A 13,548-nucleotide genomic window follows, 5' to 3' on the forward strand; every position below is an offset into this window, starting at 1 on the left:
CAGGATACGATGCCCCATGCGCGACCCCGACGCCCCCACCCTGTCCGAAAACCTGCGATTCGAGCTGTCGCGCCTGTCCCGGCTGGCGCGGTATTCCGAATTCGGCCCGATCCAAGCCCTGGGGACGCATCTGGGTGTCGTCGGCTTCATCATGCGGGTGTGGCGGCGCCACGAGCTGCCGCTGATGCTGGGCGGCGCGGGGTTCAGCGTGGCGATGTTCGCGGTGGACGGCTATCTGCTGCCCTCGGCGGGGACGCAGCATGTGGCGGCACAGGTGCTGGGCTGGGGGTCGCTGGCAAGCTCGGTCGGGCTGGCGCTGTGGCGGGTCCTCAACCTGCACAGGCCCCGCAAGCACGAGGACGGACAGAGCCAGCGCGCCACCCTGTCACGGCGCTTCTTCATGGAGCCGCCGCCCGACGGCAGCCAGCCGGACCATGTCACCATCACCGATCTGGTCAGCGACTCGGACGACCATCCGATCATCACCGTCGGCCGCCCCCAGCGTCCCATCAACCGCGCGGCGGTGGATCTGTCGGTGGCAAAGGCGCTGATGAAGACCCAGCGGATCACCATCCGCATGGCCGCCGACGGCACGCCGTTCCACGCCACCCGCAACGACATCATGCGCCTGAGCCAGGAAAAGGCCGAGAAGATCCAGCGCGAGGCGTTGCAGATCATGCGCCGCGAGGCGATCCGGAACCGCACCGCGTTCTTCGACAGCCCCAAGATCGCGTTGCGGGACCTGAAGCCCGAGGGCGACGGTCTGGTCTGCGAGCTGGGCCAGAGCAGCTATTTCGCGACCTGCCTGACCAATGACCTGTCGGCGCAGTGCCTCGCGTTCCCGGACGGGTCGCTGGAGACCGCGCGTCCCATCGTGGCGCTGTATCCGTCGGTGGCGGTGGCGTCCGGATCGCGGCAGCACCGGTTGCAGCCGCTGGACAAGTGTCGGCGGCTGTCGAACCACATCGGGTCGGTGGTGCTGGCGGTCTCGGCCGACGGCATTCCGGTGCTGTGTTTCCAGGGGCAGGGCGCGCGGATCAACGCGGGTCGGGTGGTGCTGTCGGGGGCCGGATCGATCGATCTGGAGGATCTGGAGCGGTCGGGCGCGGGCGACGACCTTGGCGGGGTGATCCGCCACGGCATGGCCCGCGAGCTGCTGGAGGAAACCGGCGTCATCCCGCAGGACAGCACCCGCCGCTGCGACCGCGCGCTGCTGGCGCGCCATGCCGGGCACATCCGGCTGGCGGGGGTGTACCGCGATCTGCGGCGCGGGGGGCTGCCGATCTTTGTCGGCTTCTGCCGGATGGAGGCGGACATCGCCACGCTGGAGGGGCGCCAGCACCATTACCCGGGCCTGCGCCATTCGGTGGCCGAAACCCGGCTGGTCGACAAGCTGGAGCACGTCGCGATCGCCGACGCCGAGGCGATGGGCCACTATCTGGAGACGCAGATCCGTGGCACGGCGACGTTCCGGTGCGATCCCTCGGACCAGCTTCTGCTGATGCGCGAGCTGCTGCGCCTCAAGCCGATGCAGGACCACTTCAACGCGGCCCTCAATCGCTGATCCGCATCCGCAGATAGCTGCGATCGTCAAACGACACCTGACCCGGGCGCAGCCCCTTGGTGCCCTTCAGCACGCCCACGCACTGCGGGTCCGCCGCCAGGGCGCGGGCAAGCTGGGCCTCGGCCTCGGCCAGCGTCGCGGCGGGATGGGGATAGCCGTCCGAGCACAGCACCACCTCGGCGCCGGGGGGGATGTCCCAGACCTCGATGAACCGGGCGGGGACGTCGCTGCCGTCGATGCAGCCATAGCCATAGGGCGGCAGGTCGGTGCGGTTGTGCAACCCGGCCTGGGCGATCAGCAGCGGTTCGATCACCGCGCGGCCCGGGTCATGATCCGTATCCGGGGCAGGGCACAGACGCAGGTACAGGCTGCGCACCTCGGCCAGCAGGCGGTCGACGGGCTTGGTGCCGACATGCGCCACCCCGTCGATCGCCAGATGCCCGTCGCCCACCCGGATCACCTGCCGCAGCGCATCGACACAGACCACCATCGCCGCCGACGCGTCCCACGGGCCCTGTGCGCGCACCCGGCCCGTGACGGCGGCCACCAGCGCGCCCGCATCCGGGGCGGCGTGGGCCGACCGCAGCGCCTCGGCGATGCACGCGGCCAGCCGGGCGGCGGCGGCGGGATCCTGTCCGGGCTTGGGCGTTGCGCCGTCGATCACCGCACAGATGCCGTCGGCCACCAGCAGCCGGTCGGCGTTGCCGGTGCCGTCGGCGGTCCTGGACCGCGTGTGCCGCTCCAGAACCGCGATCACAGCCCCGCCGCCCGGGTCAGGTTGACGCGGAAGCGGTCGCGGCGGCGCTGGTAGCGGCGCGTCATCTCGGCCGAGGCATGGCCGAGCTGGCGCTGGACATGGGCCTCGGCGACCTCGGCCGAGGTCGCCAGCCCCGCGCGCAGCGAATGCCCGCCGAAGAGCGCTGCGCGCTGCGCCTCCGACAGTTCGGGGCGCAGGCCGGCGGCATCGGCACAGCGCTGCACCAGCCGCGCGACATGGCGGTCGTTCAACCGCCGGTCCGTGGCCCGGCGGCCGTCGCGGCTGACGGCGGTAAAGATCGGGCCGAAGTCGATGCGGGCAAAGTGCAGCCACTGCGACAGGGCCGCCACCGGACAGGTCTGCGGGGCAGAGCCGGGGGCGATCTCGACCTCGCGCCAGCCGGTCTTGCCGCGCAGGGTCAGCAGCGCGCCGCCCTCCAGCATCTCCACCCAGCCGCGGCTGTCGGGGGTGTCGTCGCGGCCATGGTCGAGGCCGGTGATCTCGGACCGGCGCAGGCCACCGGCAAAGCCCACCAGCAGGATGGCGCGGTCGCGCAGGCCGCGCAGATCGTGGGGCAGGGTGGTCAGCATGGCGCGGATGTCGTCGGGCATCAGGGCGGCCTTCTGCACCGGGGGGCGGGCGTGGCGGCGGCGGATGCCCGCCAGCACCGACGCGATGTGCCGGTCGCTGCGGTCCAGCCGCTGCCCGCGCTGCCCATAGCTCCAGCCCAGCCCTGCCAGCCGCCGCTCGATCGAGGCGACCGACAGGGGCGGCGTGCGGTCGCGCGGCGCCGCAAGGTCGGTGATATAGAGCCCCACCACCTCGGCCGAGGGCGGCAGCGGATCCACGCCCCGCGCCCGGCACCAGCGCGCAAAGGCCGCCCAGTCGGCGGCATAGGCGGCCCGCGTCGCCTCGGACACCGCCGCCCGGGCATAGCCGCGCGCCGTCTCCACTAACCGGTCGAGGGTGCCGGACCCCGCCACATGATCCGGCAGCCCGCCCCGCTGGCCGCCCGCCTCCGGATCGCCGGGGCTGTCATCGGCTTCCGTCCGGTGGGGCAGGGGGCCTGCAAGGGGATCTGGCGGCGTTGGGGGCATCGCATGCTCCGGAAATCATGATGTCCGATAAGTCAACATTACCGGACATCAGGGAAAGCGGCAAGGCGCGGCGGTTGGGGTGGAGCGCAGGGGGTGAAAGCGCCGCATACCGGCAGCTATCACAACGATGCTGCGCCCCATTCAACATGCACGGAAGGGGATACGGCCAACCTGTGACCGCAGTTTTCAAGCCTCGGGTGCGTCCAGCGCACCCGAGCGACAGATGGCGACCAGTTGCGGGTCAGGCAGTGCACTTGCGGGGACGCAGAAACGCCAGGCTCTCCACAGCCTTACCAAGAACGGCAGCGCTGCAGGAAAGGGGATCGGCGAGATGCGGGAGGCGTTGATAAGCACATCGTAAAGGGCCACGTTCCCGGCCGCGCCGCGGCATGGATGTGGCGTTTTTTGAAGACGCCGTTCGCGCCGATGCTTGGCAGCAGGCGAAGGGATCGTTCGTCAAGAGTCATTGAGGCCCAAAGACGCTGCTTGCCCCCAGTTGAATGTTTCCGTCGTGTCAGGTCGAGCGTCACGCCGCAGGCATTCCGGCACCACGACGCAGCGAAGTCGCGCACCTTTCGGAAGGCCCAGGGTGGCGGGGCCACGACAGCGATGGCCGTGGCAATCAGGCGGCCGATGCCGGGCACTGCCATCAATCGCCGGGCATCCTTGTTCTCCTTGGCGCGCCGAGCGATCTCGGCGTGGCGCTTGTCGATCCCTGTCTCATGACGGGTTAGGGTCCCGACCAGCACCTTCAACGTGGCAATTGCATCGGCCGGCAAGCCGCTGTCTGAGTCCTCGTCCGTGACGACCAGTCGCGCAGCGTTGGCGGCACCGTGAGGCACCCTGCCGCACGATCCGCCCGAACTCGCCCACATGGCCTCGGACCGCGTTGAGCGCCTATGTGCGCTGCCTGGTCAGCGACTTGCGCATCGGGAAGACCATCGTGGGCAAGAAGCGCGTCGTCGGATGCTGGGCCGCCCCACAGATTGCCTCTGCATCGGCTGCGTAAATCTTCTGTCGCCTCATGAAAGGCTTGACGTGGGCGGGTGGGATCAGCGGCGGCGCAGGACACCCAGATTGGCGTTCGGGTCCTCCTCGACGACCTCGAAGTAGGCACCGAAGCCCTCGCGATCGACCCAGCCGGCTATGCCGACCCAGTCGGCGAGGTAGGTGATCTCGGAGGCGGTGACGTAATGCAGCACATGGCCGATTTGGCGGCGGGCATCCAGCGCCAGGGGGTTGACCTTGCCGTCGAGGTTGATGGTCCGGTCATGCCAGTAGCCAAGCGTGCCGGTCTGGACCGCGCCAACCCAGGTGTCGGCGGGCACGTTTTCATCCACCCATCGGACCACCTGGAAATGGCCTTGCCCTGACCACGGGGAGCGGCTCAACAACCCCAGCGACAGCACCAGCGACGCAATACCCAGCACGCTGAGGACCGCGACCGCCCGCTGCCGGGCCATAAGGCGAGCCGTCTCCCAGCCCGCCACCACCAGCGCCACGATCAGAAGCGGTGCCAGAGGCGCGGTATAGCGCGACATGAAATGTGCCGCTCCGAAAAAGAGGCCATAGTAGGTCGAGACCGCGATGGCGTGGAACAGGTACCCCATAACCACCAGACGCACCGCCCCGCCCACGCGCCAGCTGCGCCATACGAAGAGTGCGAGCACGCCAAGCACGGCGGAACCGGCCACGGCCATCACGGCCGGCATCTGCTCGAATCTTCCCGGAATCGGCAGCATGGGAAACATCTGCTCGAACAGTACCGCAGGCACGAGCGTGGCGTTGTTGCCGAATGCGGCGGTCATGGACTGGGCCGGGCCACTGATGGGGACGACGGAGCCGAACAGGAGTTGGTTGTGGATCAGCCAGGGCGCCACCACTGACGCGCACACCACCGCAGGCAAGGCGAGGCGGCGCAGCAGGTCCCCCATGCCAAGGCCCAGAGTCGTCACCGCGTGCACAAGCCACACCACGAAAAACGAAAAGACCAGAAAGATACCGTCGTTCCGGCCAAGGAACACCAGCCCCAGAAGCGCGGCCATCAGGACAAGGTTGCCGGTGCTCACCTCGGTGCCACGCTCCACCACGCGCATGAACTGCAGGCAGGCCAGCAGGATCAGCAGCGTGTAAAGACCCGTCTCGAGACCGTTCATGCTGTGACGCGCCAGCAGCGGTCCGCAGAACCACAGCGCCGCCGCCAGCCACGCCCAGACCGGTCCCAACCCCATCGGGCCCAGAATGCGCCCGGCAAAGGCCCGGACCGCAAAGCCGCCCGCGACCGCGATGGCGGCCCAGAGCGCGTGCAGGAGTTGAAGGCTTGTGACCTTGTCACCACTGGTCAGCGCATAGGGCACGGCATAGATCAGCGTGGCAAGGGGTTGGACACCGTTGGTGGCGATCGTCCCATCCGATACCGACAGGCCCAACCCTATGGCGAGGTTGCGCGCCACGGTGAGCATCAGGTAGCCGTCTTCGGTCACATACCCCTGTGCGAGCGCCGGCATGCCAAGAACGACAGGCGCCATCCGCAGCGCCAGTGCGACCAGCAGCGCCAAGAAGATTGCACGCAGGAGCAGCCTTTCGTCGAGGCGGGACATGCCACCCTCCATTGATGTACATCGTCTGCCCAGCGGGCATTGGTGAGTGTCTATGCGTCCCCGACGCATCACACAAGCGACCAGCGGCACAACTCAGTCCGGTCACGATGGCGTGCCGTACGAGTGGGCATCAGGACGATCTGTCCATCTTTGCACGCGATGGATTGGGCAATCTGCGGAAGCCCGCACACCATCACGCAGGCGGCAGCCGCCCCTGGCCGATCCGCTCGCACAACACTCACACTAAACGACTCCAAGCCGCAGGCGTCTTGGGATGACCATTTTGCCCTCGATTATTGGGGTGCCGCCGTTTGATCGGAGGCGGCGGCGGACCTCGTCGGGGCCAGTGCGGAACCATGACTTGGCGCAGTATCCGTGCTTTTTCCGGGCGGGGTATTTCGAGGCGAGGAGCTTGTTAGGGGCGCGGCAGAGCAACGCGATCGCGCCCGCCGTGATGGCGATCAGCAGGGACAACTTCCGAGCGAGTGTCAGGCGGGTGTCCTCGAGCGAGCAGTGGTTGTATCTGGGTGACGCGGGTCGGTCAGGCGGCGCGGCTTTCGGTGGGGTCGCGGTGGGCGACGCCGTCGGTGAACGTGATGCCTTCGATGACGCTGGGCAACCGGTTCGTGCCGTTCAGCTTGCGCCATGTCTTCGACGCCGCCCTTACCAGGGTGAAGACCATGAGCTTCGCGGTCTTCTGCGGCAGCGCGCCCTTGGTGCGCACGGTCCGATGGCGGACGGTGGCGAACACGCTCTCGATTGGGTTCGACGTGCGCAGATGGTCTCAGTGTTCGGCCGGGAAGTCGTGAGACAGGCCAGCAGGGCCTCGGTGTCCTTGGTCAGGCAGGCTACGCCGCGGGCGTATTTGGCGCCGTATTTCTCCCTTAAGGTCTCGATGGCCGCCAGTGCCGCGGCGCGGGTGCCGGCGTGCGCGGTCTCGCGCAGGTCGGCGGTGACTGTGGGCTGCATGGACTTGGGGAAGTGCTTGAGGACGTTCGACATCTTGTGAAACCAACAGCGCTGGTGACGGGTGCAGGGGAAGACCTCTCCCAGCGCCCTCCAGAACCCCAGCGCGCCGTCCCCCACCGCCAGCCTCGGTGGCACCCCGAGCCTGCGGGCCTTGAGGTCGATCAGCAGCTCGCGCCAGCGTCTCGGGCGCTCTCGCGCACGCCGACCTGGAGGCCGAGCAGTTCCTTGCGGCCCTCCGGCGTGGCCCCGATCACGACCGGCATGCCCTCGGCCGTCGGCCCCATCCGGGCCTGCAGGTAGACCCCGTCGGTCCCAGGTGAGCCCGCGAACGCCACCGGTTCGAGAGAGCGGGCGAACGACCTAGCTGCAGGCGGATAGGTCGCGGCGCTGCCAGCGGTCGTAGTCCTGCTGCCAACCCGCCGTGAGGCGCGAGAGCACGCCCGGCGACAGGTTCGGCGCGTGCGCCCCCAGCAGCGCCGCCAGTTCGGCCCCTCGCTCGAACCGGTGGCGCTCGGGGCCTCGTCCTGGAAATCCCCGGTCGAGACGCCGCGCAGGTAGAGCACCGGCAACAGCGCATCCAGGCTGCGTGACCGCCGCACCCACCGCGGCAGGATGGTCGAGGTGAAGCGTATCTTCTTCTGGGCCGGCACGTCGGTGGCGCGGTCGCGCACCTTGTGCCGCTGCACCGGCATGGCGCCGATCCCGGTCTGGATGCTCCGCTCGGGGCCGGTGCCGTGGTGGACGACGCGCTGGCGGCCATCGGCCAGACGCGCGTCGGTGAAGCTGGCGACGAAGCTCGCCGCTTCCGCCCCGAGCGCCGCGACCAGCATCTGGCGCGCGCCCTCGCGGGCGATCTCGGTCAGCGGGTCGAGGACCGATCCGGGCTGGTGAAGCGGGGTGATCGTGGTATCGTCCTTGATGGCGTATCGCTCCTTCGGGAGGTTCTCGCAGGCTTTGACACCCGCCACGATACGCCGCCTTCCCAGGCCCCATCACCCATTTTCGGCCATGGCTCGTCCTCGAGGTTCAGCCCCCGCGTCTTGCTGTCGGCGAACAGGCATTCGATGAACCAGCGCTTGCGGTAGTATCGGAGGATGCGCTCGCCGCTGAGGGGCACGGACGAGGCGACCATCAGAATCTCGCCGCCTTTGATGCGGCGTGCGCCGAAATGGAGTTCGATGTCGGGTGCCCCGGCCTTTCTCGGCAGAACGGCGGTGAAGCCGCGCACACCCCGGCAGCGTGACAGCCACGAGCCCAGGTTCAGCTCGCGCCCCCTGTTCGGATGATCTGCTCCTCCCTCAGCCGGATGCAGAATGGGATGTCCTTCTCCAGGAGAAAGGCGAACCATTCCTTACCGATGAACGCCCGGTCGCAGAGCAGCATGCGCACGCTCGATGCGTCGAGGCGAGCCAGATAGCGCTGCATCAACGCGATCCGCTGCGCGGTGGTCCTGTTGCCGGAGTGGGGCAGCAGCGTCCACATCAAGGGTACGCGGATCTTCTCGGTGACCACGGCGAGCACCAGGACGTTGACCTCGGCCTTGCCGATCTTCCAGTTGGTGCGGTCGAGGCAGAGATACCAGGCCGGCGGATGTCCGATCAGGGTGATCACAAGCCCCACGGCCCAATCCTCGGGCGCACGACATGCTGGAAGAAGCGCTGTAACCGACGGTATGTCGACGCAATCAGAGCGCGACCATTGCGCTCGGTGGCAATGTGGCTGGGAATCACCGTCCGGGCGCTGATCATGCCGGACAATACCATGCACAGCGTCTCCACCCGGGATGCGCCAAGCGGTACATGGGGGGAGAGCGTTCTCTGAAGGCCGGCGAGACCCCGGGGGTTCAACGGGCCGTTCCTTTGCTGAGGGCGAGTCCCCCAGTCGAAGCCCTTTCCCCCGCCTCGGCCAGTCAAAAATCCCGTGTGTCGTGTAGTGTGCACAACGCTGTGGCAACTTTGGCAAGGGCACGACTCATCATTGTTTTTTGCTGGAATTCTGAAGTGTGATGGGCGATGGGCGATGGGCGTCCGGGGCATTGGGCCGCGCGGACAGGCGGCTGACGCGATGGAGATGGAATGATCAACGGCCCAGTGCTTGTGGTCGACCTCGACGGGACGCTGTTGCGCTCGGACATGTTGCTGGAAAGCTTCTGGTCCGCCACGGCCCGCGACCCGCGTGCGCCATTTCGGGCTGGGATGGCCCTGCTTCGGGGCGGGCGGGCGGCACTCAAGGACAGGCTGGCCTGCGACGGTCCCGTGGACAGCCGCGGCCTGCCCTATGACGCGGAAGTGCTGGACCATGTGCGCAACTGGCGGGCGGCCGGGGGGCGTACGGCGCTTGTCACCGCCTCCAGTCAGCGGCTGGCCGACCAGATTGCAGCCCATCTCGACATCTTCGATGAGGTGCATGGCTCGGATGGGACAACGAACCTCAAGGGGGCCCGCAAGGCGGCGTTCCTGCGCGACCGTTTCGGAGAGGGCGGGTTCGACTACATCGGCGATGCCGAGGCCGATCTGCCGGTGTGGGAGGCTGCGCGCCGCGCCATCACTGTCACTCCGCGCGCGCAGCTGCGCCGCAAGGTGGAGGCGCGCCTCGCCGTCCGGCAGGATGCGGCGGCGGATACGGTGACGCATCTTGCCGCCGCACCGGTGGCGGCTTCGGCCTGGGCCCGCGCGCTGCGACCGCATCAATGGCTGAAGAACGCATTGGTGTTAGTGCCCATGCTGGCCGCGCACCAGTTGACCGGGGCCACGGTGGCGCAGTCTTTGCTGGCCTTTGCGGTGTTCAGCCTGGTGGCCTCCAGTGTTTACCTGCTCAACGATCTTCTGGATCTGTCAGCCGACCGCGCGCATCCGCGCAAACGGCTGCGGCCGCTCGCCTCGGGGGCGCTTCCGCTTGGTCATGGCACCTTGCTGGCGCCGGTTCTGCTGCTGGCGGGGCTTGGGCTTGCGCTGCCGCTGGGGGCGGAATTCGTGCTGGTCATGGTCGTGTATTACGTCGCCACGCTGGCCTATTCCTTGTCGCTCAAACGAAAGCTGATCATCGATATCAGCCTGCTCGCCGGGCTTTACACGCTGCGGATCGCCGCTGGGGCGGCGGCCACGGGGATCGAGCTGTCAGTCTGGCTTCTGGCGTTCTCGATCTTCTTTTTCTTCTCTCTGGCTGCGGTGAAACGTCAGGCCGAGCTTGTGGATGCGGCGGCATCGGGCACTGCAAAGGCGCATGGGCGCGGTTATCAGGTGGCGGATCTGCCGCTGGTCTCGACGATGGCCATCGCCTCGGGCTACATGTCGGTTCTGGTGATGGCGCTCTACATCTACTCGCCCGAGGTGCGCGCACTCTATGCACGGCCCGAGGCGCTGTGGGGCATCTGCCTGGTGCTCTTGTACTGGGTCAGCCGCATGGCCATGGTCACCCACCGAGGGCTGATGCACGACGATCCCATCGTGTTCGCCGTCCGCGACCGCGTGAGTCTGATCTGCCTGGGTCTCATCATGGCGTTCGGTGTGGGAGGGACCCTGCTGTGAGCCTGCGCACGCTGATCCTGCGATACACCCTGTTTGCGGTGATCGCGACAATTGCCAATCTGGCCACACAGCGGGTGGTGCTGGATCAGGACGACTCGGCCACGGGCTTTGCGCTTGCGGTGTTCTGCGGCACGCTTGTTGGGTTGGTCATCAAGTACGCGCTCGACAAGCGCTGGATCTTCATGGACATGTCCAGCGGCTTGCGGGCGCACAGCCAGAAATTCGCGCTCTATTCGGTCATGGGTGTGGTCACCACCATCATCTTCTGGGGCACGGAGACGGCCTTCTGGCTGATCTGGCGCACGGACATCATGCGTGAGATGGGCGCGGTGATCGGCCTCTCCATCGGCTACACGGTGAAATACGCGCTGGACCGCCGCTATGTGTTCACCGACGCAGTGCTGACGCGCTCGGAGGCCGCATGAAGCTGTCTGGCTGGGGTCGCTATCCCGTGCTGGAGGCACGGCTCGGCGCGCCGCGAGACCTGGATGCACTGGGCGAGCATGTACGCGCTGGCGCTGCCATCGCCCGTGGCAACGGACGCTCCTATGGCGACAGCGCCGTCAGCCCCGACAACACGGTGCACATGCGCCACTTCCACCACATGCTGGCATTCGACCCCACCACCGGGCAACTGGTGGCCGAAGCCGGCGTGCTGCTTGCGGACGTGATCGCGGCCTTCCTGCCGCGCGGCTGGTTCCCCGCGGTCACCCCGGGGACCAAGTTCGTCACGCTGGGCGGCATGATCGCCGCCGATGTCCACGGCAAGAACCATCACCGCGACGGCAGTTTCGCCTCCTGCGTGGACTGGATCGATCTGATGGACGCCACCGGACGCCTGCACCGCTGCTCGCGCGACGAGAACGCCGAGCTGTTCGGTTGGACGCTGGGCGGCATGGGCCTGACCGGGATCATCCTGCGCGCGGCGATCCGCCTGCGCCCGGTGGAGACGGGATGGATCCGGCAGACCACCAAATCTGCTCCCTCGCTCGAGGCTGCGATGGCGGCGCTGGAGGCATCCGACGAGGCCACCTATTCGGTGGCGTGGATCGACTGTCTCGGAACGGGGGCGCAACTTGGGCGCTCTCTGGTAATGCTGGGCGAACATGCCACGCGGCAGGAGCTGTCGGGCCCACAGGCCGCGAACCCATTCGCGATGGGCCCCCGGCGCAGGCTGTCGGTCCCGGTGGATGCGCCCGCGGCCCTGCTCAACGGGCTCACGGTGCGGGCCTTCAATGCGCTTTACTACTGGAAGGGCACGCGCGGTGCGGGCACGCGGCTGGTGGGGTGGGACGGATATTTCTACCCTCTGGACGGCATCCTGGGCTGGAACCGGATCTATGGCCGGCGCGGTTTCGTCCAGTTCCAGTGCGCGTTGCCGCCCGACACAGCCGAGGCCGGGCTGCGCGCACTGCTGCGGACCACCTCGCAGGCCGGCGCCGGATCGTTTCTGGCTGTTCTGAAGCGCTTCGGAACTGCGGACGGGCCGGGGCAGTTTTCCTTCCCGATGCCGGGCTATACGCTGGCGCTGGACTTTCCTGTTCGCGCTGGCACCGAACGGCTGATGGACCGGCTCGACGCCATCACGCTCGAGCACGACGGGCGCTTCTACCTCGCCAAGGACGCGCGCATGTCTGCCCGTACGCTGGAGCAAAGCGATCCACGCACGGCCATTTTCCGCGCTGGCCGTGCCCGGATGGGCATGCGCCCGGCATTCGCTTCGGCACAGTCTGAAAGGCTCGACCTATGACCCGCAAGACCGCCCTGATCCTCGGTGCCCGCTCCGACATCGCGCTGGCCGTCGCCCGCGAGTTCGCAGCCGCCGGATGGGATCTGCAACTCGCTGCCCGCGAAGCCGGACGGCTGGCCGACGACCGCGCCGACCTCGAATTGCGGCACGGCATCGCCGTCAGCCTCCACGATTTCGACGCCCTGGCCATTGAGGGGCACACGGCCTTCGTCGCGGGCCTGCCGGTGCTGCCCGACCTGGTGGTCTGCGCGGTCGGCTTCATGGGCGATCAGACCGCCAGCGAGGGCGATCCCGCCGCCGCCGTCCTGGTGATGCGGAGCAACTTCGAAGGCCCGGCGAGCATTCTGGCGGTCCTTGGCAATGCCTTCGAGGCCCGCGGATCGGGCACCTTGGTGGGCATCAGTTCCGTCGCAGGCGAACGCGGGCGGGCCGTCAACTATATCTACGGCTCGGCAAAAGCGGGCTTCACGGCCTTCCTGTCGGGACTGCGCAATCGACTGGCGAAAAAGGGCGTCCACGTGGTCACGGTGTTGCCCGGCTTCGTTGCCACCCACATGACCGAAGGCATGGACCTCCCCGCCCGCCTGACCGCCCGGCCCGAGGAGGTTGCGACGGCGATCCGCAGCGCCGTCGAGCGGCGCCGCGACGTGATCCATGTCCGGCGAATATGGCGGTTCGTGATGCTGGTGATCCGTGCTATCCCCGAACGCGTATTCAAGACCATGCGCATCTGACCCTCGGGTACCTGCCGGTTCAGGTTAGCGTCCGAGGAGCTGGTGTAATTTCATTGCCGCCGGCGGTGTGATCCCGGGTGGCCATCGAGGTGTATGGTCGAGGTGGAGTTTCGACGCTTCAACCACGGACCCTACGGAGACCCCGATGACCAAGAGCAACATGGACCTGTCCGAGCTTCTGGCCAAGCATGATCAGGGCGACCTTCTGCGCTCCATCGCCGAAGCGGTGTTGCAGCTGATCATGGAGGCCGATGTCGAAGGCCTGATCGGCGCTGGCCGGCATGAGCGCAGCGGCGAACGCACGACGTGGCGCAACGGGTATCGGGACCGCGCTCTCGATACCCGCTTGGGCACGCTGAACCTGCGGGTGCCGAAGCTCAGGCAGGGCAGCTACTTCCCGGGCTTCCTGGAGGCACGGAAGAGCTCGGAGCAGGCGCTGGTGGCGGTGATCCAGGAGGCCTGGATCAGCGGGGTCTCGACCCGGCGGGTGGACGAGCTGGTGCAGGCGATGGGGCTGAGCGGCATCTCGAAGAGCACGGTGTCGAAGCTG

The 13,548-nt window shown here is 67.7% G+C and carries 10 protein-coding genes and 2 pseudogenes; 6 read left to right on the forward strand and 6 right to left on the reverse strand.

Going from position 1 to position 13,548, the window contains the following annotated elements:
• On the forward strand, positions 1-1,564 hold a 1,564-nt coding region (locus tag CCR87_RS02980), incomplete at its 5' end, for a hypothetical protein (RefSeq protein WP_207186528.1).
• Here the strand turns inward: CCR87_RS02980 and CCR87_RS02985 are convergent.
• The 6 genes and pseudogenes from CCR87_RS02985 to CCR87_RS03010 form a co-directional block, all read right to left on the reverse strand.
• Positions 1,554-2,321, reverse strand: a complete 768-nt coding sequence (locus tag CCR87_RS02985; RefSeq protein WP_201156013.1) for a hypothetical protein — start codon at positions 2,319-2,321, stop codon at positions 1,554-1,556. The two genes, CCR87_RS02980 and CCR87_RS02985, sit on opposite strands and share 11 nt — an antisense overlap.
• Positions 2,318-3,418, reverse strand: a complete 1,101-nt coding sequence (locus CCR87_RS02990) for a tyrosine-type recombinase/integrase (RefSeq protein ID WP_201156015.1) — start codon at positions 3,416-3,418, stop codon at positions 2,318-2,320. Before CCR87_RS02990 ends, CCR87_RS02985 begins: the two co-directional genes overlap by 4 nt.
• A 335-nt stretch (positions 3,419-3,753) precedes the next feature.
• A pseudogene (locus CCR87_RS17065) lies at positions 3,754-4,474 on the reverse strand (transposase); the annotation flags it as partial.
• Positions 4,471-6,018 carry a hypothetical protein gene (locus CCR87_RS03000; protein WP_242511823.1) on the reverse strand — a complete coding sequence of 516 codons (1,548 nt, stop codon included), beginning with the start codon at positions 6,016-6,018 and terminating at the stop codon, positions 4,471-4,473. The pseudogene CCR87_RS17065 and the gene CCR87_RS03000, both read right to left, overlap by 4 nt.
• Positions 6,019-6,559: 541 nt before the next feature.
• Positions 6,560-7,907: pseudogene (locus CCR87_RS03005) on the reverse strand (IS256 family transposase).
• A 340-nt stretch (positions 7,908-8,247) separates the two neighbouring features.
• A complete protein-coding gene (locus CCR87_RS03010; protein ID WP_201156019.1) occupies positions 8,248-8,607 on the reverse strand; it encodes a hypothetical protein in 360 nt (119 codons plus the stop codon).
• Positions 8,608-9,062: 455 nt separating this feature from the next.
• Between CCR87_RS03010 and CCR87_RS03015 the strand changes: the two genes are divergently transcribed.
• The 5 genes from CCR87_RS03015 to CCR87_RS03035 form a co-directional block, all read left to right on the forward strand.
• Entirely contained in the window at positions 9,063-10,514 is a 1,452-nt protein-coding gene (locus CCR87_RS03015; RefSeq protein ID WP_201156020.1) for a UbiA family prenyltransferase, read from the forward strand.
• On the forward strand, positions 10,511-10,939 hold the full coding sequence (locus CCR87_RS03020) for a GtrA family protein (RefSeq protein WP_201156022.1): 429 nt from the start codon (positions 10,511-10,513) through the stop codon (positions 10,937-10,939). The genes CCR87_RS03015 and CCR87_RS03020 overlap by 4 nt, the downstream gene beginning before the upstream one ends.
• Complete coding sequence (locus tag CCR87_RS03025) at positions 10,936-12,264, forward strand: FAD-binding oxidoreductase (RefSeq protein WP_201156023.1); 1,329 nt, start codon at positions 10,936-10,938, stop codon at positions 12,262-12,264. The genes CCR87_RS03020 and CCR87_RS03025 overlap by 4 nt, the downstream gene beginning before the upstream one ends.
• Positions 12,261-12,998, forward strand: a complete 738-nt coding sequence (locus tag CCR87_RS03030; RefSeq protein ID WP_201156025.1) for an SDR family oxidoreductase — start codon at positions 12,261-12,263, stop codon at positions 12,996-12,998. Before CCR87_RS03025 ends, CCR87_RS03030 begins: the two co-directional genes overlap by 4 nt.
• Before the next feature lie 145 nt (positions 12,999-13,143).
• Positions 13,144-13,548 (forward strand): transposase (locus CCR87_RS03035; RefSeq protein WP_201156027.1); only part of this gene is annotated, 405 nt, incomplete at its 3' end.

This window comes from Rhodobaculum claviforme (assembly GCF_016653255.1).
Lineage (GTDB): Bacteria > Pseudomonadota > Alphaproteobacteria > Rhodobacterales > Rhodobacteraceae > Rhodobaculum > Rhodobaculum claviforme.

Coding starts and splice junctions, on each gene's coding strand:
- CCR87_RS02990 (WP_201156015.1), bottom strand. CDS start 3,418: ATGCCCCCAACGCCGCCAGATCCCCTTGCAGGCCCCCTGCCCCACCGG.
- CCR87_RS03000 (WP_242511823.1), bottom strand. CDS start 6,018: ATGTCCCGCCTCGACGAAAGGCTGCTCCTGCGTGCAATCTTCTTGGCG.
- CCR87_RS03015 (WP_201156020.1), top strand. CDS start 9,063: ATGATCAACGGCCCAGTGCTTGTGGTCGACCTCGACGGGACGCTGTTG.
- CCR87_RS03025 (WP_201156023.1), top strand. CDS start 10,936: ATGAAGCTGTCTGGCTGGGGTCGCTATCCCGTGCTGGAGGCACGGCTC.
- CCR87_RS03030 (WP_201156025.1), top strand. CDS start 12,261: ATGACCCGCAAGACCGCCCTGATCCTCGGTGCCCGCTCCGACATCGCG.